The organism is Lutimonas halocynthiae, assembly GCF_030409835.1.
In the GTDB taxonomy this organism is placed as follows: Bacteria; Bacteroidota; Bacteroidia; order Flavobacteriales; family Flavobacteriaceae; genus Lutimonas; species Lutimonas halocynthiae.
In genome coordinates, this window is the sequence record NZ_JAUFQO010000016.1 from 98,669 (window position 1) to 124,105 (window position 25,437).

At 36.8% G+C, this 25,437-nt stretch carries 24 protein-coding genes; 12 read left to right on the plus strand and 12 right to left on the minus strand.

Features of this window, described 5'->3' with window-relative positions:
* Nucleotide 1 precedes the first annotated feature (1 nt).
* Nucleotides 2-1,111: a multiheme c-type cytochrome gene (locus QWY87_RS13370; RefSeq protein WP_290292046.1), complete on the minus strand. Its 1,110-nt coding sequence runs from the start codon at nucleotides 1,109-1,111 to the stop codon at nucleotides 2-4.
* Nucleotides 1,112-1,423: 312 nt separating this feature from the next.
* On the opposite strand from QWY87_RS13370, the gene QWY87_RS13375 reads away from it, so the two are divergent.
* The 3 genes from QWY87_RS13375 to priA all read left to right on the plus strand — a co-directional run bounded on the left by QWY87_RS13375 (nucleotide 1,424) and on the right by priA (nucleotide 7,825).
* The gene (locus QWY87_RS13375) at nucleotides 1,424-4,624 is read left to right on the plus strand and encodes a cytochrome c biogenesis protein CcsA (protein WP_290292048.1); all 3,201 of its coding nucleotides are present in this window, start codon (nucleotides 1,424-1,426) and stop codon (nucleotides 4,622-4,624) included.
* Nucleotide 4,625: 1 nt separating this feature from the next.
* Nucleotides 4,626-5,225 (plus strand): glutathione peroxidase, encoded by a 600-nt coding sequence (locus tag QWY87_RS13380; protein ID WP_290292049.1) that lies wholly within the window; start codon nucleotides 4,626-4,628, stop codon nucleotides 5,223-5,225.
* Nucleotides 5,226-5,338: 113 nt separating this feature from the next.
* The gene (gene priA, locus QWY87_RS13385; protein ID WP_290292050.1) at nucleotides 5,339-7,825 is read left to right on the plus strand and encodes a replication restart helicase PriA; all 2,487 of its coding nucleotides are present in this window, start codon (nucleotides 5,339-5,341) and stop codon (nucleotides 7,823-7,825) included.
* On the opposite strand, the gene QWY87_RS13390 is transcribed toward priA, so the two are convergent.
* The 5 genes from QWY87_RS13390 to rpsF form a co-directional block, all read right to left on the minus strand.
* Nucleotides 7,819-8,718, minus strand: coding sequence for a sterol desaturase family protein (locus QWY87_RS13390; RefSeq protein ID WP_290292052.1), 900 nt, complete (start codon nucleotides 8,716-8,718; stop codon nucleotides 7,819-7,821). The two genes, priA and QWY87_RS13390, sit on opposite strands and share 7 nt — an antisense overlap.
* Nucleotides 8,693-8,950 carry a hypothetical protein gene (locus QWY87_RS13395; protein ID WP_290292053.1) on the minus strand — a complete coding sequence of 86 codons (258 nt, stop codon included), beginning with the start codon at nucleotides 8,948-8,950 and terminating at the stop codon, nucleotides 8,693-8,695. The genes QWY87_RS13390 and QWY87_RS13395 overlap by 26 nt, the downstream gene beginning before the upstream one ends.
* A gap of 63 nt (nucleotides 8,951-9,013) precedes the next feature.
* Nucleotides 9,014-9,463: a 50S ribosomal protein L9 gene (gene rplI, locus QWY87_RS13400; RefSeq protein ID WP_290292055.1), complete on the minus strand. Its 450-nt coding sequence runs from the start codon at nucleotides 9,461-9,463 to the stop codon at nucleotides 9,014-9,016.
* A gap of 13 nt (nucleotides 9,464-9,476) precedes the next feature.
* Nucleotides 9,477-9,773: a 30S ribosomal protein S18 gene (gene rpsR, locus QWY87_RS13405; RefSeq protein ID WP_224926970.1), complete on the minus strand. Its 297-nt coding sequence runs from the start codon at nucleotides 9,771-9,773 to the stop codon at nucleotides 9,477-9,479.
* Nucleotides 9,773-10,120, minus strand: a complete 348-nt coding sequence (rpsF, locus tag QWY87_RS13410; protein ID WP_290292062.1) for a 30S ribosomal protein S6 — start codon at nucleotides 10,118-10,120, stop codon at nucleotides 9,773-9,775. Before rpsF ends, rpsR begins: the two co-directional genes overlap by 1 nt.
* Nucleotides 10,121-10,250: 130 nt before the next feature.
* On the opposite strand from rpsF, the gene QWY87_RS13415 reads away from it, so the two are divergent.
* Entirely contained in the window at nucleotides 10,251-10,730 is a 480-nt protein-coding gene (locus QWY87_RS13415; RefSeq protein ID WP_290292064.1) for a DUF6495 family protein, read from the plus strand.
* On the opposite strand, the gene QWY87_RS13420 is transcribed toward QWY87_RS13415, so the two are convergent.
* Both QWY87_RS13420 and QWY87_RS13425 read right to left on the minus strand, forming a co-directional pair.
* Nucleotides 10,727-11,410, minus strand: a complete 684-nt coding sequence (locus tag QWY87_RS13420) for an SIR2 family NAD-dependent protein deacylase (protein ID WP_290292066.1) — start codon at nucleotides 11,408-11,410, stop codon at nucleotides 10,727-10,729. The genes QWY87_RS13415 and QWY87_RS13420 overlap by 4 nt on opposite strands.
* 3 nt (nucleotides 11,411-11,413) lie before the next feature.
* Nucleotides 11,414-12,586: a GlmU family protein gene (locus QWY87_RS13425; RefSeq protein ID WP_290292068.1), complete on the minus strand. Its 1,173-nt coding sequence runs from the start codon at nucleotides 12,584-12,586 to the stop codon at nucleotides 11,414-11,416.
* Between the two features lie 178 nt (nucleotides 12,587-12,764).
* Between QWY87_RS13425 and QWY87_RS13430 the strand changes: the two genes are divergently transcribed.
* Nucleotides 12,765-13,370: a carbonic anhydrase family protein gene (locus QWY87_RS13430; RefSeq protein ID WP_290292070.1), complete on the plus strand. Its 606-nt coding sequence runs from the start codon at nucleotides 12,765-12,767 to the stop codon at nucleotides 13,368-13,370.
* 65 nt (nucleotides 13,371-13,435) lie between these two features.
* On the opposite strand, the gene carB is transcribed toward QWY87_RS13430, so the two are convergent.
* Both carB and rpmH read right to left on the minus strand, forming a co-directional pair.
* The gene (carB, locus tag QWY87_RS13435; RefSeq protein WP_290292072.1) at nucleotides 13,436-16,285 is read right to left on the minus strand and encodes a carbamoyl-phosphate synthase large subunit; all 2,850 of its coding nucleotides are present in this window, start codon (nucleotides 16,283-16,285) and stop codon (nucleotides 13,436-13,438) included.
* Nucleotides 16,286-16,423: 138 nt separating this feature from the next.
* Complete coding sequence (rpmH, locus tag QWY87_RS13440) at nucleotides 16,424-16,582, minus strand: 50S ribosomal protein L34 (protein ID WP_290292076.1); 159 nt, start codon at nucleotides 16,580-16,582, stop codon at nucleotides 16,424-16,426.
* A gap of 169 nt (nucleotides 16,583-16,751) precedes the next feature.
* Here rpmH and QWY87_RS13445 point away from each other — a divergent pair, with 169 nt between their 5' ends.
* The 7 genes from QWY87_RS13445 (at nucleotide 16,752) to QWY87_RS13475 (ending at nucleotide 23,130) form a co-directional block, all read left to right on the plus strand.
* Nucleotides 16,752-17,633, plus strand: coding sequence for an SDR family oxidoreductase (locus QWY87_RS13445; protein WP_290292078.1), 882 nt, complete (start codon nucleotides 16,752-16,754; stop codon nucleotides 17,631-17,633).
* A gap of 197 nt (nucleotides 17,634-17,830) precedes the next feature.
* Entirely contained in the window at nucleotides 17,831-18,613 is a 783-nt protein-coding gene (locus QWY87_RS13450) for a ParA family protein (protein WP_290292079.1), read from the plus strand.
* Nucleotides 18,597-19,493 (plus strand): ParB/RepB/Spo0J family partition protein, encoded by an 897-nt coding sequence (locus QWY87_RS13455; RefSeq protein WP_290292080.1) that lies wholly within the window; start codon nucleotides 18,597-18,599, stop codon nucleotides 19,491-19,493. The genes QWY87_RS13450 and QWY87_RS13455 overlap by 17 nt, the downstream gene beginning before the upstream one ends.
* Nucleotides 19,494-20,138, plus strand: coding sequence for a DUF5683 domain-containing protein (locus QWY87_RS13460; RefSeq protein ID WP_290292082.1), 645 nt, complete (start codon nucleotides 19,494-19,496; stop codon nucleotides 20,136-20,138).
* Nucleotides 20,139-20,155: 17 nt separating this feature from the next.
* Nucleotides 20,156-20,854: a 4-hydroxy-tetrahydrodipicolinate reductase gene (gene dapB / locus QWY87_RS13465; RefSeq protein WP_290292085.1), complete on the plus strand. Its 699-nt coding sequence runs from the start codon at nucleotides 20,156-20,158 to the stop codon at nucleotides 20,852-20,854.
* An 80-nt stretch (nucleotides 20,855-20,934) separates the two neighbouring features.
* The gene (lepB, locus tag QWY87_RS13470) at nucleotides 20,935-22,479 is read left to right on the plus strand and encodes a signal peptidase I (protein WP_290292087.1); all 1,545 of its coding nucleotides are present in this window, start codon (nucleotides 20,935-20,937) and stop codon (nucleotides 22,477-22,479) included.
* Nucleotides 22,480-22,500: 21 nt separating this feature from the next.
* Nucleotides 22,501-23,130 (plus strand): WbqC family protein, encoded by a 630-nt coding sequence (locus tag QWY87_RS13475; protein WP_353959173.1) that lies wholly within the window; start codon nucleotides 22,501-22,503, stop codon nucleotides 23,128-23,130.
* Nucleotides 23,131-23,147: 17 nt separating this feature from the next.
* Here QWY87_RS13475 and QWY87_RS13480 read toward each other — a convergent pair whose 3' ends face one another.
* Together QWY87_RS13480 and QWY87_RS13485 are read right to left on the minus strand one after the other, a co-directional pair.
* Nucleotides 23,148-24,578, minus strand: coding sequence for an amidohydrolase (locus QWY87_RS13480; RefSeq protein ID WP_290292088.1), 1,431 nt, complete (start codon nucleotides 24,576-24,578; stop codon nucleotides 23,148-23,150).
* A gap of 202 nt (nucleotides 24,579-24,780) precedes the next feature.
* Nucleotides 24,781-25,410 carry a tRNA (guanine-N1)-methyltransferase gene (locus tag QWY87_RS13485; protein WP_290292090.1) on the minus strand — a complete coding sequence of 210 codons (630 nt, stop codon included), beginning with the start codon at nucleotides 25,408-25,410 and terminating at the stop codon, nucleotides 24,781-24,783.
* Nucleotides 25,411-25,437 lie beyond the last annotated feature (27 nt).

Below are 25,437 nucleotides of genomic sequence, written 5' to 3' on the forward strand. Positions count from 1 at the left end.
ATTAATTAGCATTCAACGCGTCAATAGAATTCTGGACGAGATCCTTGGAGTAATTAGGGTTGTGAACTCCGTGACTGTGGTCGTAATAGATCATTTTGTAGTTCCATAGTGCCGCAGCGGGAATCAAGTCATATTTTCCTGATACAATGCTCACGTCTCCCTCATCATCAATTGTAATGATTCCTTCAGCTACAAGAAGGTCTTCCAAAGCTTGGAAGTCTGCTTTCAAGAAGTCTCTAGGCGGAATTCCATTTGCATGACAAACCGTACATGAAGTATCTGTTGGATTCTTGCTGTGCAGACCGTTGTCCAAGAGGTCACCTGTAGGTTCACCCATGTGACAATTGGTACAGCTGGATCCTGCTCTGTGCGCTGCAGTGGCATCCTTGCCACGATAGGTATATCCGTCAAGCTCAGCTCCCTGGATTCCTTCGAGTAGGGTGGATTGTGCTCCGTAGTGTGGTCCGAATCGCCCACCTACGTCATACGTTCCCTCATCGTTTAACGAACCTTCAAAAGTTGATCTTGGTTGATGACAGGTCGCACAAGTGTGACTGGTCATTTCGTCTTTTCCGTAATCTATAGTATAGGAGTTATCCGCTACAAGCATTACTGGGTCTATTCTTCTTAAAGCATAGTCGAAGCCTTCATTTTCAAAGTCAAAGCTTGAATGTTTGCTATGGCATGTTGTACATGTAATTGTTTGGGTACCTGGATAAACCGGGTGTGAGCCTCCTGCAGCTGAACCCTGTTCCGCCCAGGCTATATAACCATCGCTGGTATGGCAGGATGTACATGATAACCCTCCGAAACCTCTATTCCCGTATTGTGAAAGAGGATCGTTTACACCATCACCATTCACATCATGATCCATATTTTCATTGTAATGACCTGAAAATAAATAAGATGTATGAGCATTTTCTGTTGTTTCTGCATTGTGGCAGGCAATACACTCGGCGAGACCACTTGCGCCATCCATTCCGTCTTCTCCATCGGCTCCATCTGCACCGTCTCTACCGGCTGGCCCTGGAATTGGATCTGTTGTACATTGAACAAAAAGCAAACTAGTTGCTATGAGGATTAAAAAACTTATGAGCTTAATTTTTTTCATGGTATTTGAAATTTACATGTTAACATAATGTTAAGTAAAATTAGAGCGATGAAGCATTATATTCCATGATAAATATCATATTTAAAAAAAAATATAACGTTGAAAATCAGATAATTAAGATCTAATAATGACTTTTGTCATAATTTGAATGTAACATGAGTCACAGATTGCAGTAATAAAAATGACTTTTTTTTGCTCAAAAACTTGAACAAAATCAGGTTCTTAAAAAACCGGCTCTAATTAGGTGTTTTTAGAAAAAATATTGATGGAATTTTAGTAAGTTTGCAACTCTTATGAATCAATTCCTTTTGAATGAAAAAAGTTGCTAATTTCTTGTTTTCGACACGCCTTACGGGTATTTTGTTTTTACTTTTTGCTGCGGCAATGGCCATCTCAACCTTTATAGAGAATGATTATGGAACTCAGTCTGCCAAGGCCCTAGTCTATAATGCCTGGTGGTTTGAATTAATCATGCTCCTGTTAATGGTTAATTTTATTGGTAATATTAAAAAATATGACCTGTTACAACGTAAAAAGTACTCAGTACTGATGTTTCATTTGTCATTTATACTGATCATTTTAGGCGCTGGAATAACGCGTTATATAGGTTATGAGGGAATTATGCCTATATATGAAGGAGAGACCACTAATAAGATGTTGTCTGATAAAGCTTTTGTAGATGTCCATATAGATAATGACGAAGAGCAAAAGGCTCCTTTATATGAGCATTATCTGTTTGCCTCAACTTATGGAAACAGTAGTAATTTTATTTATAATACATCTAGGTTTCTGAATTGGATAAGAGGAGGGAATGATTTTTCTATCAAAACAGATTTTAAAGGTGATCCGGTTGAAGTGAACTACGTAAACTATATACCGAATGCCTTTGAAGAATTTCAGGCAAATGAAGATGGTGAACCGTATTTGAAAATTGTTGAGTCAGGTGGAGGCGGAAGGCATGACCATTTTATCAAGGCGGGCCAGACGATTAATATGCACAATACCTTATTCTCTTTTGAAAACCCAACCCAAGGAGCTATCAATATTTTCACGCAAAATGACACCTTAAGGATTACAACACCTAACGAAGGGAGTTATATGATTATGGCAAGTCAAACGCAGGGAGTTGTTGTAAAGGATTCTGTCCAGGTTTTTAATTTAAGATCTTTATATCAAATTGGAAATAGTCAGTTTGTGATTCCCTTGCCTGCGGTTAAAGGTGGGATGGAACTCGTTTCAGGAGATAAAGATGAGCATCCAAGTGATATGCTTGAAGTAGAAGTGGTCACAAAAAACACGAAGCAAAACATCAAACTTTTTGGAAATGCTTTAAGTATTACAGCACCTAAGGTGTTCACTCAGGATGGATTGAATTTTAGATTACATTATGGCTCTAAACAGTTTCAGATCCCATTTTCAGTGAAGTTGAGAGATTTTCAGCTAGAGCGATATCCGGGCTCTATGAGTCCAAAATCATATGCCAGTGAAATAACGGTTGTAGATGGAGATGATGTTTTTGATTTCAAAATATTCATGAACCATGTTTTAGATCATAAAGGCTATCGATTTTTTCAATCAAGTTATAATGATCAAGGAGAAGTTGAACAAACTTTCTTATCTGTAAATTATGATCAGGCAGGTACCTGGACATCATATGTAGGATACTTTCTATTGTTTATGGGCTTGATCTTAACATTGTTTGAAAAGGGTACTCGTTTTGCCGGATTAAAGAAAAACTTAAAAAAGCTAAAGAAAAAGAAAAGAAAACTTGTAATGATATTGTTATTGGTGACTGGTATTTCTTACGGACAATCAGATGATACATCACATGCTCAGCATGATCAGCAATACAAAACGATCGACTCCATCATTAAAGCTCAGACTTCTGAAAAAGGACATGCAAAAGAATTTGGAAAGTTAGTGATACAAGATGAAGGTGGTAGAATGAAGCCTGTCAATACTTTTGCTTCAGAATTATTAAGAAAAGTAAGTAAGAAGGATTCCTATGAGAATATGGACGCTAATCAAGTAGTGGTTTCAATGCTTACCAATCCCAGGGCCTGGTACTTTGTTCCTTTTATATATGTCAAAAGAGAGAATACAAAAGTGAGAGACCTTATCGGGATTCCACATGACCAGAAATATGCAAGATTTTCAGATCTCTTTACAGAAAAAGGAGAATATAAACTTACTGAAGAGGTTGCCGCTGCGCATAAGAAAAAGATTAAGACTAAATATGAAGAGAGTATACTGAATATTGATGGTCGGGCGAATCTATTGTTTGGAGCATTAGGTGGCTCTATCTTTAAGTTCTTTCCACTTCCGGATAGTGAAGACAATAAGTGGTTTTCTTTTGTTGAAGTGAGACATTCTGGCTTTACTGGTGAAGATTCATTATATGTAAGCAATATTCTTCCATTATATGCTGGTGAAGTAGCTGCAGCAACAAAATCAGGGGATTATAGTCAGGCAAATGAGTACCTGGAGAGCATTCATAAATTTCAGAGAAAATATGGTTCTGAAGTAGTTCCTTCTCAAAGAAAAGTTGATTTAGAACTATTTTATAATGAATACGATATTTTTAAATCATTGTTTAAATACTATATGTATGCGAGTTTACTGATGTTTATTGTTGTTATTGTAAACATCTTCAATGATAAAAAACTCATTCGTACGCTGGTTAAAATCTGTACAGGGATTGTATTGTTGTTATTTGCTTATCATACTGTTGGTCTTGGTATCAGATGGTATATTTCAGGACACGCTCCATGGAGTAATGGCTACGAGTCAATGATTTATATTTCATGGGCTACAATGTTATTCGGTATCATTTTTGGAAAAAGATCACCGCTTACGCTCGCGGCAACCACTTTTGTGACTTCTATGTTGTTGATGGTGGCTCATTGGAATTGGATGGATCCGTCTATTGGGAATTTGGTACCTGTACTTGATTCTTACTGGTTAATGGTTCACGTAGCAATTATCGTAGCGAGTTATGGACCGTTTACTATTGGGATGGTATTGGGTATGTTATCTCTGATTCTTTATATTTTCACTAATAAGAAAAACAAAAAGAAAATGAACCTTGCCATCAATGAAATCACGGCAATTAATGAAATGTCATTGACGATTGGTTTGGTATTATTGACCATTGGAAACTTCCTGGGTGGTATCTGGGCCAATGAGAGTTGGGGTAGGTATTGGGGCTGGGATCCTAAAGAGACATGGGCTTTGATCAGTATCATAATTTACTCTTTTGTATTGCACATGAGGATCATCCCCGGGTTAAAAAGTAAATTTACGTTTAACATGGTGTCGGTATTTGCCTTTGCATCTATATTGATGACCTATTTAGGAGTGAATCATTTACTTTCAGGTTTACACTCTTATGCAGCAGGTGAATCTGCAGAGGTTCCTGTTCAGATTTGGGGTTGGTTAGGGCTTTCAATATTATTAAGTATATTAGCTTACTTTAAATTCAAAAAGTATTTCAACAAAAAAAAGAAAAAGTAGTATGAAACATGTGATGGTTTCTTTTAGTCTGGTATTCATATTAATGATAGGCTGTAAGAAAGAGAAAGAAGCGCCTACAGAATTGCAAGCTGCAGTGATTGAAAATACGATTCAGGATAGTGAAGAAATTTACCAATTTCAGGTTACCGACTTATATGGTGATGATTTTGATTTTTCTAAATTAAAAGGAAAAAAGATCATGGTAGTGAATACAGCTTCCGAATGTGGATTAACACCTCAATACGAAGCATTGCAAAAACTATATGATACTTATAAAGATAAAAACTTCGTGATTGTGGGCTTTCCAGCCAATAATTTTGGAGGACAGGAACCAGGTTCAGATGCGCAGATTGCAGCTTTTTGTAAAGAGAACTATGGTGTTAGTTTCCCTATGATGTCTAAGATATCCGTTAAAGGAGGAGACATGCATGAAGTCTATCATTTTTTAACAGAGAAAGAAAAGAATGGTCTTCAGGATTCTGAAGTAGCATGGAATTTTCAAAAATATTTATTGAATGAGCAAGGTCAATTAGAAAAGGTAATAGCACCTAATACCTTGCCAACAGATGCTGAGATCGTAAACTGGATCGAAGCCAACTAACACAGTAATTTCAATTTCCCCAATGTTAAACACCTTCATTCTTTAGAAGGTGTTTTTTTTGTTCTATATTATTTGTTCAGATGCAATAAACCATTTAGTTTCGTATAGGTGACATGCTACGTGCAGGATCATTCTCTATTTATTTTAAAAAGCTGGCTATCAATTTTATAAACGTCATATTACCCATTCCGCTTCAAAAACTGTTTACATATCGTATAACAGAAGCAGAGGCAGGTTTTGTAAAAATTGGTACAAGGGTGGCTGTCCCTTTTGGAAAGTCTAAAATTTATACGGCCATTGTTTTTGAAATACATTCTGAAGAGCCCAAAGCATATGAAGCCAAAGAGATCTTTCAGATTCTTGATGAGACGCCTATTATTTCAATGATTCAATTAAAGCATTGGCAGTGGATTGCTTCTTATTATATGTGCTCTTTAGGAGATGTATTACGCGCTTCTTTACCCAAAGCTTTTTTACTCGAAAGTGAGACCCTGGTATTAAAAAATGCAGCTTTTGAAGAGGTATCTGTATTAAATGATGATGAATTTCTCATCTGGGAAGCACTGGAACATCAGTCTAAGTTGAAAATTCAGGATATTATTAAAATCCTGGATAGAAAAGGCGTTTTAGCAGTAGTTAATGGATTGCTATCAAAGGAGGCGATTGAAGTGAAGGAGGAGATCTATGAGCAATACAAACCCAAATTCGTAAAATACCTTGATTTACATGCAAATTATGCATCAGAAGACAGGCTTCATGGTCTTTTAGATGGGCTAAGTAAAGCGCCTAAGCAACGAGAGGCCATGTTAAACTTCTTTCAATTGAAACACGGGAATGACGACCCGATTTTAATGAAGGATCTTTTGAAAAAAGGGATTACTGCATCTATTATTAAGGCCTTGGTTCAGAAAGAAGTTTTCGAGGTGACACAAGTCAGGGAAGATCGGGTATCATTTGATACTGATATACAACCTATTCATCAGCTTAATGAGCACCAATTAAAGGCTTATGATGAGATTAAGGAAGTTTTTAGCCAAAAGGAAGTGTGTTTACTTCATGGGATAACTTCAAGCGGGAAAACGGAGATTTACTCTCATTTGATGGCGGAAACCTTAAAGCAAGGGAAGCAGGTACTTTATCTATTACCAGAAATTGCGCTAACCACTCATATCATTAATAGGTTACAACATTTTTTCGGAGACAAAATATCAGTGTTTCATTCGAGGTATTCGGTGGATGAAAGAGTTGAGGTCTGGAATAACCTTATTTCAAATTCTAACAAGGCTCAGATCATCTTAGGGGCCAGGTCATCGGTTTTATTACCATTTAGTAACTTAGGCTTGGTTATAGTTGATGAAGAGCATGAGACGTCCTTTAAACAGTTTGAACCTTCTCCAAGATATCATGCCAGAGACTCGGCTATTATGCTTGGTCATTTACATAAAGCCAAAGTGCTTTTAGGAAGTGCTACACCTTCTGTCGAAACCTATTATAATGCCAAGCAGAAAAAATATGGTTATGTTGAATTGAATAAGCGATATAAAGACATTCAACTACCTGAAATTGAATTGGTTGACATAAAAGAGAAGCATAGGAAAAAACGAATGAAAGGTCATTTTTCTGATAGGTTGTTACTATTAATGGAAGAGGCTTTGGCTGAGAAAGAACAAATAATTCTTTTTCAAAACAGACGTGGATTTTCGCCTATAGTAGAATGCAGTACTTGTGGTATTGCGCCTCAATGCCCTAATTGCGATGTCAGTTTAACTTTTCATAAGTTTAATAATGAACTGAGATGTCATTATTGCGGACACCATCAAACGCTCCCTAAAACCTGCCCAGCCTGTGAAAACCCAACACTTGATTCAAAAGGTTTCGGTACCGAGCAGATTGAGTTAGAACTGAAAGAACTATTTCCGGACACGAAAGTAGCGCGTATGGATCTCGACACAACAAGAGGTAAATATGGATATCAAAAACTATTGCAATCTTTTCATGATCATGAAATTGATATTCTTGTAGGAACTCAAATGCTGACGAAAGGATTAGATTTTAAGAATGTTACGTTGGTTGGTGTGCTTAACGCGGATAATTTATTGAACTTCCCTGATTTTAGAGCCCATGAGCGAACCTATCAATTGATGGTTCAGGTATCGGGGAGGGCAGGCCGTGATCAAAAAAGAGGTAAAGTTGCTATCCAGAGTTTTAACCCATATCATCAGGTTTTGCAACAAGTTACTACTCACGATTATGAGACCATGTATCAGGATCAATTAAATGAACGCCATCAGTTTCATTATCCACCTTTGGTAAGGCTGGTCAGAATTGTATTAAAACACAAGGACTTTATTAAGGTTGATGCCGCAGCGAATTGGATGGGCAGGTCATTAGTCAATTCATTTGGTGATCAGGTTTTAGGTCCTACGAGCCCGTCAATTGGGAGGATTAGAAATAAGTATATCAAATCAATTCTAATCAAGTTGCCACCGAATATTGCTTTAAAACAATCCAAAGGTCAAATTCAAAAAATCAGAGATTCGTTTATGTCAATACCTGATTATAGAGCCGTTCAGGTTATAGTGGATGTAGATTGTTATTGATTTTTCTCCCACTCATTTCGAAGATCTGAAGAAACTAAACCACTTCCATCATGCTTCCATCCCGGAGGTTTATAAAAATATTTGATTTTATTGAGAAGCGTTGTTTTGGAGTTGATGGCATCTTTAAACATCAGGTACCATTCCATAAAGGCAATTTTAACAGGATTATAGGTGTCAATATTCTTGACCAGCCCGTATATAGGAACTTCGACTTCAGGTTCAAAAGTGCCAAACATTTTATCCCAGATAATGAGTATCCCGGCATGATTCCTATCCAGATATTGAGGATTTGTAGCATGATGTACCCTGTGATGGGAAGGGGTGTTGAAAACAGCTTCAAACCATTTTGGCAGTTTCTTAATAAGTTCTGTGTGAATCCAATATTGGTATAAGAGGCTGATAGACATCTGAGCAAGGATCATCGCAGGATGAAAGCCTAGAAAAGCCATCGGTACCCAAAAAATAAAAGAAGTAAAACTTCCAGACCAGGTTTGTCTTAAGGCTGTGCTGAGGTTGTACCTTTTTGATGAATGATGTACCACGTGTGAAGCCCAAAAGAACCGATTCTCATGGCTTATCCTGTGAAACCAATAATAACAAAAATCATCAGCAAAGAAAACAAGCAACCAAGCCCACCAAGTAAACGGTATGGTAAAAACACGCAAATTTAAATAGATAAAAGTAAGGGCTGAGAGCACCAAGGCTTTTGCCAGTAAACCGATAAAAACATTTCCTAATCCCATAGAGATCGAGGCAGCAGCATCTTTAAACGTATAGGATGCCATCTGCTTTTTACTCGTCACAATGATTTCAATAATCAGGGTGATTATAAAAAATGGAATTGCATAATGAATGATGTTGGGTATTTCAGGTATGTGAATTGCAAGATCCATAGTTGTTATCAGGTGTCAATTTTACAATAATTAAACTCAATAACAAAATATGCCTGATGATTTTTATGAGAGGCGAAGGGTTCGGAGGTGAAGCCTTCATCTCCGAACCCTTCAGAAGAAACGGGTGATCGGAGGTGAGGTGCTCACCTCCGATCACCTCACCTCCGATCACCTCAGCTCCGAACCCTTCAGTAAATGCAAGGTTAATCCAAAGTTTGAGAAAAATAGCCATAAAAAAAACCCGCTCTAATGAACGGGTTTTAAAATAGAAGGTTGTCAACAACCTATTGAGAAATTACTTTTCAGCAACAACTTCAAAAGGAAGTTCAACAATAACGTCTCTGTGTAATCTTACAGAAGCATTATATTTCCCTAATCTTTTTACAATACCACCAGCGATGGTAATGAACTTTTTCTCTATTTCCTGACCTTCAGCAGCAACAGCCTCAGCTACATTTGCATTACTGATAGATCCGAATAATTTATCTCCTTCACCTGTCTTAGCAGTGATTTTCAATTCTAGAGCTTTTAGTGCTTCAGCAGCTTTGTTCGCTTCTTTAACAACGTTTTGCTCTTTGTAAGCTCTTTGCTTTAATGTTTCAGCCAAAACCTTCTTTGCTGAACTAGTAGCCAATACCGCTTGTCCTTTAGGGATTAGAAAGTTACGTCCATATCCGTTTTTTACGGTCACAACGTCATCTTTAAATCCTAAGTTAGCTACGTCTTGTTTTAATATCAATTCCATACTATCCGGTTTATTATTTTAACATATCACCTACATATGGCATTAAAGCCAAATGACGCGCTCTTTTAATTGCCTGAGAAACTTTACGTTGGTATTTCAACGAAGTTCCGGTTAACCTACGAGGTAAAATTTTACCTTGTTCGTTCACTAAGTACATCAAAAAGTCTGCATCTTTATAATCAATATATTTGATACCGTTCTTTTTAAAACGACAATACTTAACTTTTACCTTAGTATCTATCTCTAAAGGAGTAAGATATCTTATCTCTCCTTTACTTCCGCCTTTTGCTTGTTGTTCTAATGTTGCCATTATTTTTTAGCCTTACTTGGTTTAACTCTTTCTTTTCTTTTCTCAGCCCAGGCAACAGCATGCTTATCTAACCTTACAGTTAAATACCTCATGATGCTATCATCTCTTCTAAATTCAAGCTCGTACGCAGAGATTGCTTCTCCAGGACATTTGAATTCAAATAAATGATAAAATCCGGTTTTTTTCTTTTGGATTGGATAGGCGAGTTTTTTCAAGCCCCAATCTTCTTTCCAAATCATTTCGGCACCTTTAGAAACCAAGTAGTCGTTAAACTTCTTTACTGTTTCCTTTACCTGTGTATCAGATAAAACGGGATTCAAAATGAAAACAGTTTCGTAATGATTCATAATAATAACTATTAAATTGTTAATTTTTAAGCGTGCAAATATACAACATTATTTTTGTTTTTGATTACTTTTGCATTTTTATAATAATTAATTAGCCAGTAGTGCGAAGGGTTAATAAGAATTGAAAACTATGATGAAATATGCTAAGCTCACCAAAGAGCAGTTTGAAGAGTTAAATGAAGAATTTGCAGTTTTTTTGGCAGCCCAAAGTATCGATGGGAAGGAGTGGACCAAGATTAAAGAGGAAAAACCAGAATTAGCAGAAAAGCAGCTTGAAGTGTTTAGTGATTTTGTTTGGGAAAAAGTCTTGAATAAAACAGGTTATTTGGAGCACTTTTCAAAAGATGCTGTCAATCTTTTTAAATGCAATGAAAAGGACATGGAAAGGATTGTAGTCAAGGTGAATAAAGAAGGGATTAATTTATTGAACACTACTGATTTTGATTGGTTTGTAGACAATTCCAAGGATCCCCGAATAGAATATTTAAAAGGGAAAAAGGCTTATGCTGCTGATAAGAATCAGGAAATATTTGATGTAATACAAAAAGGAGGTGTAGTATCTGATGGTAAATTATTTGAAGCCATTCACAAAATGCTTGCCGCGAATTAAAGGCTTATCAATCCCATGAATTTTTCCATGCCAATTGTTGCCTTTTCAGGGATGATTGTCAGGTTTTCAAATGCCGATGAATTAATGGCAGGTCTCGGATCTATAAAATAGATGGGAACCTGAGATTTGATATAGTTTATCAGGCTGGCTGCAGGGTAAACCTGCATTGAAGTTCCAATGATTAACAACATGTCTGCTTCAGCGGTGATCTCTATTGCTCTTTCCAGCATAGGGACTGCTTCTCCAAACCAAACAATATGTGGTCTTAACTGGCTGTTCAATTCGCAAAGATCACCTTTGTTTAAATCGTCTTCCCAACTATAAACTAGTTCTTCGTTTAAGGTGCTTCTTACTTTGCGCAGTTCTCCGTGCAGATGTAAAACATTTTTACTACCTGCTCGCTCATGCAAATCATCAACATTTTGTGTTACAATTTTCACTTGATGGGTTGCTTGTAATTGTGCCAGTGATTCATGACCATAATTAGGCTCAACTTCCAAGAGTTGCTTCCTTCTTTGGTTGTAAAAATCAAGAACAAGATCCTGATCTCGATACCAACCTTCAGGAGAGGCTACATCCATTACATTATGGCCTTCCCAAAGGCCATCTGCATCCCTAAAAGTGTTGATGCCACTCTCTGCACTCATGCCTGCTCCAGTAAGTACCACAAGCTTTTTCATAGACTATTTTGATCTATATTTAGAAGAGACCTCAAATATGTGTTCCATGATTTTTTGATCTTCTGCAGTAAATTCTTCATTTTTTCTCCTCATTACAAGATCCATCGTTTCAAATGCTTTCACTAATGAATAGGTTTTAAGCCCTGCTGCACCGCCCCAGGAGAAAGAAGGAATAAAATTTCTAGGAAAATTACTTCCATATATGTTTGAACTTACGCCAACTACGGTACCTGTGTTGAACATTGTATTGATACCACACTTTGAGTGATCTGCCATGATCAATCCGCAAAACTGAAGGCCAGTATCTACAAACCGCTCCTCAGCATACCCCCAGACCTTAACATTGGCATAATTGTTTTTTAGATTTGAATTATTTGAATCAGCTCCAATGTTGCACCATTCTCCAATAACTGCATTGCCGAGGTATCCATCATGCCCCTTGCTACAATAACCAGAAAGGATCGCATTATTAACTTCTCCACCTATCTTACATTTTGGGCCCAGTGTTGTTGGCCCGTAAACTTTTGTTCCCATTTTCACGACTGAATAGGCACCCATGGCAAAGGGTCCTCTGATCATTGAACCTTCTTGTACTTCTGCATTTTTACCAATGTATATTGCTCCTTTATTGGCATTAAGCACAGCAATTTCAATGTCGACATCAGGTTCTAAAAATATTCGTTCCTTGTTCATACAATGAATAGTTTCAGGAATAGGAGCCGATTCTCTGCCTTCAGTAATCAGATCAAAATCAGCTTCTAAAGCCACGCCATTATTCGAAAACAAATCCCAGCTATGTTTTATTTGAATCAAGTCTTCTGCATATTCATATTTATGAAATGTTTCAAAATCTATCTCTTCTTGTTCTTTTGCAAAGAAAGCAATTAGCTCGCCAGATTTGTAAATAGCCTCAGACGCTTTAAGCTTGCTAACCATTTCGACAAGACTTAAAGTAGGTAGGAAAGAAGCATTTATCATAATGTTTTCTTCCATTTCAACCATAGGAAATTTATCAGAAAGGTATTCCTCTGTAACGGTTGTAGTAGTAAAACCTAAATGTTTTTCCCATTTTTCTCTGATGGTCAGTATGCCAATCCTAAGATCAGCTACAGGCTTTGTAAAGGTGAGGGGGAGTAAATTATCCCTGTATTCACCATCAAATAAAATATAATTCATGAGTCAATTTTTTTTGAGCAAATATAAGTTTTTTCGCTTTATGCTTGTTTTCATTTGAGCTAAATAATCATTGATGATCAAGGGGCTACTTAAGTCAGGGGCTGACTTAAGTGAAGGGGTCACTTAAGTGACCCCTTCACTAACCAAAAAATGCTTATTTTTATTAAAACTTTATTTTATGAAAACATTTACAAAAGAATTACAGGTTAAGACGAGCCCTGATGCAGCGATTGACCTACTGAAACAGGGAAATAAAAGATTTGTTGATAAAAAAAATACGGAAAGAGACTTTTTGTCTCAGGTTGACCAAACAAGTACTGGGCAATTTCCATTTGCGGCTTTGTTGAGTTGTATAGATTCAAGAGTTCCTGCAGAACTTGTTTTTGATCAGGGTATTGGTGATATTTTTAATGTAAGAGTGGCTGGAAACATTGTGAATGAAGATGTTTTGGGTTCTTTGGAGTATTCCTGTAAAGTTGCCGGATCAAAGGTTTTGGTGGTAATGGGGCATACAAAATGCGGCGCTGTCACGGCTGCTTGCAATCACGTTGAACTGGGAAATATTACCCACTTATTAAGTAAGATCCAACCGGCCGTAGAAGTTGCCGGAAATGGAGAGGTTGATGCTGAAGCTATTGAGCGTGTTGCCTTAAAGAATATCGAGTTGTCAATTGAAAGAATTCGAAAAGAAAGCCCTATCCTGGCAGAAATGGAACAGAAGGGCGAGATAAAGATTGTAGGTGCTGTCTACGATGTAGCCAGTGGCGTAGTTTGTTTTTTCTAAAAAAATAATATAAAAAAAGCCCCAAAAATTAATTTTTGGGGCTTTAATTTTTTTCTCAGTAAGTATTATCTGCTTAAATACATTTTTCTTCTGGAATACAGCTCGTAAAAAGCATCGTCTTTTAGACTGTCTATAAAAAGAATACTTTCACCGGTAGATTTCATTTCTGGTCCAAGGTTCTTATTTACATTTGGAAACTTATCGAAAGAGAATACAGGTTGCTTGATTGCAAATCCTTCCAATTGAGGATTAAAATCAAAGTCTGTAACTTTTTTCTCACCCAGCATTACTTTAGTAGCATAATTCACATAAGGTTCGTTATATGCTTTTGAAATAAAAGGCACCGTTCTGGAAGCCCTTGGATTGGCTTCAATGATATACACGGTATCATCTTTAATAGCAAATTGAATATTGATTAAACCTTTGGTTTCTAGCGCTAAAGCGATCTTTTTAGTATGATCTTTAATTTGCTGCATTACAAACTCACCAAGATTGAAAGGAGGTAAAGTGGCGTTAGAATCCCCAGAGTGAACTCCACAAGGTTCTATATGCTCCATGATACCAATGATATACACATTCTCTCCATCACAAATGGCATCCGCTTCAGCTTCAATGGCTCCATCTAGATAATGATCAAGCAGCAAAACGTTGTTTGGAATTTTTCTTAGGATGTCAATGACATGGCTTTCTAACTCGTCTTTGTTAATAACGATCTTCATGCCTTGTCCTCCCAAAACATAACTAGGTCTTACCAAAATCGGAAAATCTAATTCATCAGCAATGGCTGCAGCTTCATCTGCAGAAGTGGCTGTTCCAAATTGAGGAAAAGGAATATCTAATTTTGTCAATAATTCAGAAAAATGACCCCTGTCTTCAGCAAGATCGAGGGCTTCAAAACTTGTTCCGATAATCTTTATGCCATACTTGCTTAATTTCTCAGCTAACTTAAGTGCCGTTTGCCCTCCGAGCTGTACGATAACTCCTTCTGGTTTTTCCAACTGGATGATATCCCAAATATGTTCCCAGAATACGGGTTCAAAATACAGTTTATCTGCAATGTCAAAATCAGTTGAAACTGTTTCTGGATTACAATTAATCATGATTGTTTCATAACCACATTCTTTGGCAGCTAATACGCCATGAACACAGCAGTAATCAAATTCAATTCCTTGACCAATTCTGTTAGGCCCAGAACCTAAAACAACGATTTTCTTTTTCTTGGTAACGATACTTTCATTTTCGGAATAAGATTTCCCATCAACAATCATATCGCTTTCAAAAGTAGAGTAGTAGTAAGGTGTTTCTGCTTTGAATTCAGCCGCACATGTGTCTACCAATTTGAAGACCCTGTTGATATTGAGCTCTCTTCGTTTCGTATGAACCTGACTTTCCCAACAGCCTATCATATGGGCAATCTGTCTGTCTGCAAATCCTTTTTGCTTGGCTTCTAATAAAAGAGGTTTAGGTAAGGAATCCAGATTATTATAAGTCGATATTTCTTTTTCTAATAAATGTAATTCCTCGTATTGTCTTAAGAACCACATATCAATTTTTGTGATCTCATGAATCCTGTCTAAAGGAATTCCCATTTGAATGGCATCGTAAATAATAAAAACACGATCCCAACTCGCATGTTGTAATTTTTCAATGATCGTATTATAATCTTTTATTCCTTTTCCATCTGCACCAAGTCCGTTTCTGCTAATCTCGAGAGATTGCGTAGCCTTGTGAAGTGCTTCTTGAAATGAACGTCCGATACCCATTACTTCACCTACTGATTTCATCTGCAGGCCTAATGTACGCTCTGAGCCCTCGAATTTATCAAAATTCCAACGTGGAATTTTTACAATCACATAGTCAAGCGTTGGTTCAAAAAGTGCTGATGTCGTTTTTGTAATTTGATTATCCAATTCATCTAAACTATACCCAATGGCTAACTTAGACGCAATTTTGGCAATAGGATAACCAGTTGCTTTTGATGCTAAAGCCGAAGATCTAGAAACCCGAGGGTTTATTTCAATAGCAATAATATCTTCTTTTTCATCCGGACTCACGGCAAATTGAACATTACATCCACCTGCAAAATCACCAATTGATCTCATCATGTGAATGGCCATATCACGCATGCGCTGGAATGTAGTATCCGAAAGTGTCATGGCAGGCGCCACTGTAATGGAGTCACCAGTATGAATTCCCATAGGGTCCATATTCTCGATAGTACAAATGATCACAACATTATCATTTTTGTCGCGAAGCAATTCTAATTCATACTCTTTCCAACCTAATAAGGCTTTGTCGATCATTACCTCATGAATAGGAGAAATTTCTAATCCACGGCTTAAATGTTCGTCAAAATCTTCTTTCTTATAAACGATTGAGGCTCCTGCACCTCCTAAAGTATAAGAGGCCCTGATAACCAATGGAAATCCGAATTCCTGAGCAATTTCTTTTCCTTTTAGAAATGAGGTGGCTGTTGCCTGAGGCGCCATACCAACTCCAATTTTCAACATAAGTTCGCGAAATTGTTCACGATCTTCAGTAATGTTAATGGCGTTAATATCTACTCCAATAAGCTCTACACCAAAATCTTTCCAAATTCCTTTTTCATCCGCTTCAATACATAAGTTTAATGCGGTTTGCCCTCCCATAGTGGGTAATACCGCATCTATATCGTGTTTTTCGAGAATCTCGATGATAGATTTGGTTGTCAGGGGTTTAAGGTAAATATGATCTGCCATTTGAGGGTCAGTCATGATTGTTGCCGGGTTGGAATTAATCAAAACAACTTCTATACCTTCTTCACGTAAAGATCTTATTGCTTGGGTTCCTGAATAATCAAATTCACAGGCTTGACCTATAACTATTGGACCTGAACCTATGATTAAAATGGATTTTAGGGAATTGTTCTTTGGCATGCTTTTATATTTTTTTTGTCAGCTAATTTATTGAAAAGTAATTAATTATATAAATATTTTGATGATGTTAAAATTTGGGTATAAAAAAAGGTGTTACTAATAAAAGTAACACCTTTGATATATATATGTTTAGACATATTATTTTTTATGACCTGGATCAGATGACACTGAAAGTTTAGCTCTTCCCTTGGCTCTTCTTCTAGCCAAAATCTTTCTTCCATTGACACTTGACATCCTTTCACGAAATCCGTGTTTGTTTTTTTTCTTTCTATTCGATGGCTGGAACGTTCTTTTCATTTCTAAATATCTTAATAATTGGGTATAGACCTTTTTTTCTCTAAAAGTCCGGCAAATATACAAAGGTTTTTAATTCTGACAAGCATGAAATAAAAAAAACAAATAATCATCTGAAGTTTTTAACAATTTAAAAGTGTATTTTTGTTTTAAAACAAGAAAATTAGAACCTATGGAATATGACAAGCCCATGTTACGGGACAATGCGTTAAAAGGAGAAGTTATTATAGTTACTGGGGGTGGCAGTGGTTTAGGAAAGGCGATGACCACTTATTTTCTTGAATTAGGAGCGAGTGTTGTGATCAGTTCAAGGAATATGGATAAGTTGTTAACAACAGCGAAAGAACTTGAAGAAAAAACTGGAGGAACAGTACTTCCAGTGAGTTGTGACGTCAGACATTACGATCAAGTTGAGAATATGTTGGCAACAGCGCTTGAAAAATTCGGTAAAGTTGATGCCCTAGTTAATAATGCTGCTGGAAATTTTATCAGTCCAACTGAGAGATTGTCTGCAAATGCATTTGACACGATAATTGATATTGTTTTAAAAGGATCTAAGAATTGCACGCTCGCACTTGGTAAGCATTGGATTGATACAAAACAAAAACGTTCTACGGTTTTAAATATAGTAACTACTTATGCCTGGACAGGATCTGCCTACGTGGTTCCTTCTGCAACAGCTAAAGCAGGTGTTTTAGCCATGACGAGATCATTGGCTGTAGAATGGGCGAAATATGGAATTCGCACCAATGCAATTGCTCCAGGGCCTTTTCCAACTAAAGGAGCTTGGGATAGATTGTTACCGGGTGAATTGAAGGAAGAATTCGATATGAAGAAAAAAATCCCGGTTGGAAGATTGGGAGTACATCAGGAGCTTGCTAATCTTGCAGCGTATCTGATTTCTGATTTTTCAGCATTTGTCAACGGAGAAGTTGTCACTATTGATGGAGGAGAATGGTTAAAGGGCGCAGGAGAATTCAATATGCTTGAAAAAATACCAGAGGAAATGTGGGATATGCTTGAAATGATGATAAGAAGCAAAAAGAGTAAATAAAGCGAATAATATCCACCGTAATTTTTCAGAATATTTATCGAACATTTGCCAGTACATGTTTAGGTTCCAACCTTTTGCATTAAAACAAATATTGTAATACGCTTAACTTGTGAATAAGAGGGCTTGTATGTTAAAAACTTCGTTTCATAAGCTCATAAATAATTGTATTTTTACAGCGATTAAAATTCATTATTTGAATGGGAAAAATTATAGCTATTGCTAATCAAAAAGGAGGCGTTGGTAAAACAACAACAACAGTAAATTTGGCGGCATCCTTAGGGGTCTTAGAGCAAAAAGTACTACTGGTTGATGCTGATCCACAAGCTAATGCGACCTCTGGATTAGGAATTGAAGTTGAAAGTGTTGAGAAGGGCACTTATCAGGTGCTCGAACATACCGTTGGAGCGCGGGAAGCTATAATTAAAACCAATTCACCAAATGTGGATATGATTCCTGCCCATATTGATCTGGTCGCCATTGAGATCGAACTGGTCGATAAAGAAAGAAGAGAGTATATGCTGAAAACGGCGCTCGATGAAGTTAAAGATGATTATGATTATATTATCATTGATTGTGCGCCATCATTAGGCTTGATAACGGTCAATGCCTTGACAACAGCTGATTCGGTTATCATACCAATCCAATGTGAGTATTATGCTTTGGAAGGTTTGGGCAAATTATTAAATACGATCAAGAGCATACAAAAAATTCATAATCCTGAACTTGAAATAGAAGGCTTATTATTAACGATGTATGATTCGCGATTAAGACTTTCGAATCAGGTTGTTGCTGAAGTGAAAAAGCATTTTCACAATATGGTATTTAAGACTATTATTCAACGAAATATTAGATTGGGAGAGGCGCCAAGTTTTGGAGAGAGCATTATTTCTTATGATGCAACGAGTAGGGGAGCTGTAAATTATATTAATTTGGCTCATGAAATTATAAAAAACAACAGTAACGATGGCCAAAGCGACTAAGAAACAGGTTTTAGGAAGGGGATTATCAGCTTTATTGAGTGATGCCAAGGAAGATATTACATCGATTCAGGATAAAAATGCTGAAAAACTTGTTGGTAGTATCGTTGAGATAGAATTAGATGCTATTGAAGTAAATCCTTTTCAGCCAAGAACTAATTTTAACGAAGAAGCGCTTAGAGAGTTAGCAGGTTCGATACGTGAATTAGGAGTAATCCAACCCATAACTGTAAGAAAATTAGAAGGAAATAAATTTCAGCTGGTTTCAGGTGAAAGAAGGTACAGAGCCTCTAAACTAATTGGGTCTTTGTCGATACCTGCTTATGTCAGGATTGCGAACGATCAGGAAATGCTGGAAATGGCACTGGTTGAGAACATTCAAAGAAAAGATCTTGATCCGATAGAAGTTGCTTTGTCGTACAGACAATTAATTGAAGAAGTGAAACTTACACAAGAGCAATTGAGTGTGCGTGTAGGTAAAAATAGATCAACCGTTACCAACTTTTTAAGACTTTTAAAACTTGATCCTATCATTCAAACTGGAATCAGAGACGGATTCTTAAGTATGGGCCACGGAAGGGCTTTGATCAATATTTATGAGAATGAGGTACAGCTTGAGGTATATCAAAAAATAATTAAAGATAAGCTCTCAGTTAGGCAAACTGAACAGTTGGTTAAAAGCGTAAAGGAAGGAAAACCGGTTGAAACTCCTCCAGCAGTTAAAAAAGAAATACCAGAATATTTAAAACAGGGTATAAAGGAAATGAGTACCTATCTGGGGCACAAAGTTGATGTGAAAGTTTCCGGAAATGAAAAAGGTAAGATCATTATACCATTTCATTCAGAGGAAGATTTTGCCCGCATCAAAAAATTACTTGAGTAAATGCTGCAAAAAGTTATTTATAGCCTAATTATTTGCATTTTTTGTTGGAATCCATGTCATGCTCAGGAGATTGAGGAGAAACAAAAGGAGGACAAGAAAGAGGTAGTAGCTGGTGAAGTAGTGACTGATGAAGTGGTAGTTGATGATATGGTTGTTGAAGGCGTTGTTTCCTTAGACTCTCAAACGATTGACCCGCTTTCTCCTGCTACAGCTGCATTTTATTCAACAGTTCTGCCAGGGCTTGGTCAGGCTTATAATAAGAAATATTGGAAAATCCCTATTGTTTATGCTGCTATTGGTACCGGTGTTTACTTTGTTGTGGACAACCAAAAGGAGTATGATCGTTATCAGGAAGCATATAAATTAAGAATATCAGGTAGACCCGATGAATTTGATGGAACAGGAACTAATCCGAACATTAGTGAAGCAGGTCTTATCAGGGCTCAAGAGGTATTAAAAAAGAACAGAGATCTTGCACTTTTTATAACCATAGGGTTGTATGCTTTGAACATCATTGAAGCGAATGTTGATGCCCATTTGGATGACAAGGCCTTTAACAGGAATTTATCATGGAAACCATCTTTGTATGTGAATCCTGTAGATAAGAAAACGGTAGCTGGATTAAATTTAAAATTCGACTTTTAATAAGAAAGTATAGAGAAATGAAAATTGCATTGTTAGGTTATGGCAGAATGGGAAAGGCCATTGAAGAAATTGCCTTAGAAAGAGGACATGAAATTGTCATTAGAAAAGACGTTGATCCAATTGACGTGGATCTAAGTCTTGCCGATGCCGCTATAGATTTTAGTCATCCCGCTGCTGCATTTGATAATATTAAAGATTGCATTGATAGCAATGTTGCAGTAGTTTCAGGGACAACAGGCTGGCTGGATAGATTCGATGAGATCAAATCATATTGTGAGGCGCATGACGGGGCTTTTATCTATGCTTCAAATTTTAGTATCGGAGTTAATTTGTTCTTTAATTTGAATGCACATCTGGCAAAAATGATGGAACAGATTAAAGGTTATGACGTTGCCATGGAAGAGATTCATCATGTTCACAAACTAGATGCGCCCAGTGGTACAGCAATTTCACTGGCAAACGATATTCTCGAAAATTCTGAAAAGAAACAATGGAATATAGAAACAGCTGATTCGGATGACCTTTTTATTAAAGTAAAAAGAGAAGGTGAAGTACCAGGTACCCATAGCGTATCTTATACATCAGCGATTGATGCTATAGAAATTAAACATACTGCCTTTAATCGTACCGGATTTGCACTTGGAGCTGTAGTGGCTGCCGAATGGTTGCATGGAAAAAAAGGTGTTTTTAATATGAAAGACGTATTGAGTTTATAAAATATATCCTTTGAAAAAGGTAACATTTTACAAGACTCTTATACTAATTAAGATAAATAAGAATTAAATATAAAATCATTATGACCTTAACACAGTGGTTACTTTTTATACTCATCCTGCAGGTAGTTCATTTTTTGGGAACCTGGAAATTATATGTCAAAGCAGGTAGAAAGGCATGGGAAGCAATTATTCCCGTATACAATGCAATCGTTTTGATGCAAATAATCAACAGACCAAAATGGTGGGTGATATTGCTATTCATTCCGATTATTAACCTTTTGATGTTCCCTATAGTTTGGGTTGAAACGATCAGAAGCTTTGGTAAGAACACCACAAAAGATTCATTTCTTGTCGTATTAAGTCTTGGTTTTTACATTTTTTATGTGAATTATATGGAAGATGTGGCCTATATCAAAGATAGAAGCCTAAAACCGAGAACAGCAACAGGAGAATGGGTGAGTTCAATAGCCTTTGCAGTTATTGCAGCAACATTGGTGCACACTTATTTTATGCAGCCCTATACTATTCCAACATCATCTTTGGAAAAATCCTTGTTAATTGGAGATTTTCTGTTTGTGAGTAAGTTCCATTACGGAGCAAGGGTACCGATGACAACTGTTGCGGCACCTATGGTTCATGATACCTTGCCAATTGTTAAAACCAAGAGTTATTTGAAGTTTCCTCAATTGCCTTATATGCGATTACCAGCCTTGCAAAAGATAAAGCAAAACGATATTGTTGTCTTTAGCTGGCCCGTGGATACCGTTGAGCAATTCTTTAAAAAGACGAATAGAAAGATTAGAAAACCCATCGATAAAAAATCCAATTATGTGAAACGCTGCGTTGGAATACCTGGTGATTCGCTTGAAATCAGAGATGGGTATGTTTATATCAATGGAAAAAAGAATGTATTACCAGATAGAGCGAGATTACAGTTTTTCTATGAAACTGATACAGATGGCAAGGCTTTAAGCGTCAAGAGTCTGAAGAGTAGATATCACGTTAGAGAAGGAGGTAGGTTACAGGACGGAAATTATATTTTGAATCTCGCTGATGAGGATGCCCAATTGATTTCAAAGAACCCTACAGTTAAGAGTTTGACCAAACGTTTATCTCCAAAAGGAGAGGCTGAAGATGTATTTCCTAATGTGAGTTCTCTTGACTGGAACCGTGATAATTTTGGACCTGTTTATATTCCTGAAGAAGGGAAAACAGTTGCCTTAAATATAGCGTCATTGCCTTTTTACAAGCAAATTATTGTGGAGTATGAAAAAAACACACTTCGTGTTGAAAACGGTCAAATTTATCTAAACGGAAGTGCAGAACCGGTGGATACCTATACGTTTAAGCAAAATTATTACTGGATGATGGGTGACAACCGCCACAACTCTGAAGATTCAAGATATTGGGGTTATGTACCTTATGATCATGTTGTTGGTAAGCCTGTATTTATTTGGTTTAGTTGGAATTCTGACGGTCAGGGACTAGATAAAGTCAGATGGGAAAGACTATTCACAACGGTTGGAGGAAGTGGTAAAGCCATATCTTTTTTCTTTCCATTTGTTGGATTGATGTTGGTTCTTTATGGTTTTAACTGGTTTAGAAAAAGAAAGAAGGCTGCTTAATTCGTATTTTAATTTTTTATTTTGCTCGTACAACCAAGCTTTTTTGCCCCAATTATCCAATATGTATTGATCGCTGATCAAGAGGAAATTATTTTTGAGAAACAGGATAACTTCCAAAAGCAGACCTATAGAAACAGGTGCTATATTTATGGAGCAAATGGAAGGCAATTGTTAAGCGTTCCTATTCAGCATTCAAAATCGAATCAAAGGCAAAAAACAAAAGACATTAAGATTGATCATACCTTCGCATGGAAGAAAAATATCATAAAGTCTCTTGAATCGTCTTACAGGTCATCACCCTATTTTGAATTTTATGAAGATGAACTCATGCAAATATTTGAAAAACCTCATAAATTTTTACTGGATTTAAACATGCATTCTTATGAGCTCATCAATGATTGTTTACAGCTGGATCAAAAATTTTCATTTACCAATGATTATATTGATACAAATGTAAAAGACAATGATTATAGGTTTTTAGCCAATGCAAGGAAAATGCCTGCTTATGAGCTAAGTTCCTATACTCAGGTGTTTGATGACAAGCATGGTTTTATAAGCAATTTGAGTATACTGGATTTGTTATTTAATGAAGGTACAAATGCTCCGGATTACTTAACCTCACATTCAAATTTGACCATAAATAAATTTTAAAAATTGTTGCATAATTATTAAGGCTCAACAATTGGTGGAGGGCCTTCTGGAATCATTGCTTTATATACTTCAGTTCCTTTTCTTTCTTTGTATTCATCCTTTATTTTTTGTACCGTTTTCGGGTTTTCATATAGATCGTACATCGTCATTGCCATGGCCTTTGCAGCCTGAATTAAGCCCTTATGACCAATTGACATTCCACCGCAGGCTACTACCGCCCAAGAATGCCAGGGCGTGTCTATAGGGGCAGTTGTAACTCTAAGATTTATGTTGGGAACATTCCAGCTTACGTCCCCAACATCTGTTGAACCACCACCAGGGTTTTTTCTTGTTTCTTTTAATGCGCTTATTTCACTATCAAGGCCTAGTTGAGGTTTACCGGTAACCTCTTGAATTTTTTTTCCGAAGGCTATTTCTTCCTCTGTATATGTTATTGGCCCCAGTAGTTCTAAGTTTTTTTGTAAAACCTCACCGCCGGCTCGATTTACCAATACTTCATAAATTCCGGAAATCAAAGTAATCTTATAATCTACATTTGCCATGATGGCTGCTCCTTCAGCCATTTTCATGACCCTTTCATAAACCGGCATCATTCCGGAGCGTTTAGAGTCTCTGATTCGTACCCATAATTTTGAATAATCAGGAACAACATTCACCACTAAACCTGCGTCCTGAATATGATAATGCATTCTTACACTTGGTTTAACGTGTTCTCTATAATAGTTGATTCCTGATGTATATAATTCGAGTGCATCCGAGGCGCTTCTGCCATTCCAAGGATCAGCTGCAGCATGCGCGGCCTGTCCGAAGAATTCAACTTTAAAATCAATTAAGGCCAGAGAGCTTTGAACATCTGATTCTGTAGAAGCGTGAGGGTGCCAACTCATGTTTACATCTACGTCATCCCAAAGGCCTGCGTTGACCATCCATATTTTACCAAAATATTTTTCTTCACTTGGGGTTCCAAAGAATTTAATGGTACCCTGAATCTTTCCTTGCTCAATTAGTTCTTTAATGGCAATGGCCGCACCTAGGCTGGCTGCGCCAAATAAGTTATGTCCGCATCCATGTCCGGCGGCTCCCTCCTTTAAAGGTTCCTTGACCGGAACCGCTTTTTGAGAAATACCGGGTAAGGCGTCAAACTCGCCCAATATGCCAATGACGGGCTTACCAGATCCATAAGTTGCTACGAAAGCAGTTGGCATACCCGCGACTCCCTTTTCAACTGTAAACCCATTCGTTTCTGCATAGTCTGATAAGATCTTAGAAGAATCATATTCCTCAAATGCAGTTTCAGCTTTGGCCCAGATTTCATCGCTAATGGCGATCAGGTCCTTTTTATGAGCTTCTATAGCGTTGTTGATGTCTTGCTTATCTTTTGGTAATTTTTGCTGCGTAAAGGCCACAATAGGTAAGAAAATAATGAGCAGGCTAAGGAAATTCTTCAAAATTTGTATATTAAAGGTTTAGTATCAGCAATTTAATGATTAAAACCATAAAAAAATAATTAGAGACCAAGTTGGATTAACCATCATGATCTGACAAGTGAGATGTATCATTACTAATTAAGTCACGCGCCAGAATTTGGCGCATAAAAAAACCGAATAAAATCAATTATTCGGTTTGTAAATTTTTATGATAAAAAAATACTTATTTCTTACCCTTTTTATCCGCATATTTTTGCTTGTTTAGCTCATCCTGTAATTCTCTTCTTACTTTTTGCTCCCTTTCAAGGGCTTTCGCTTTGTAAGCTTCAAATTCTTTTTCAGTATCACTTAACAGATCTCTGGCTTGCACTGTAATGGAGTTGCTTGATTTGAATCTGAAAATAAAGAATAGGAGCAAGGCAACTAAACTAAAAATGATCGTCCATAACAAACTGTTATACGAACCTTTGGTCATGGGTATACCAAGAAACTTTATATTGTCTTTTTCCTTCGTTACGGATGTTAAGTTATTATTGGTCGTTTGGAGATCAGACTTTAAACTTTTAATCTCGTTTCCTTGAACCTCGACTAGTTTTTTTGTGTCCCCTAAATCTTTCTTCAAGGCCTGCATTGAGTCAAGAACATTCCCTTTAATCTTTTGATAAGAGGTCTTTTTTACAACTTTATATTCTTGATAAGAACTAGATTTTCTGTATAAATAACCGAATTGGCTTTCAATCGTACCATTATCGAGTGAAGGTTTAGGCCCGGTTTCTGCCTCAGCCTGCCCATAACTAACGGCAGAAAAGCATAAAAAAAAGGTGAAAGATAAAACAGTGATGAATTTTTTCATTTCAATGTTATTTGATTAATAAAATTA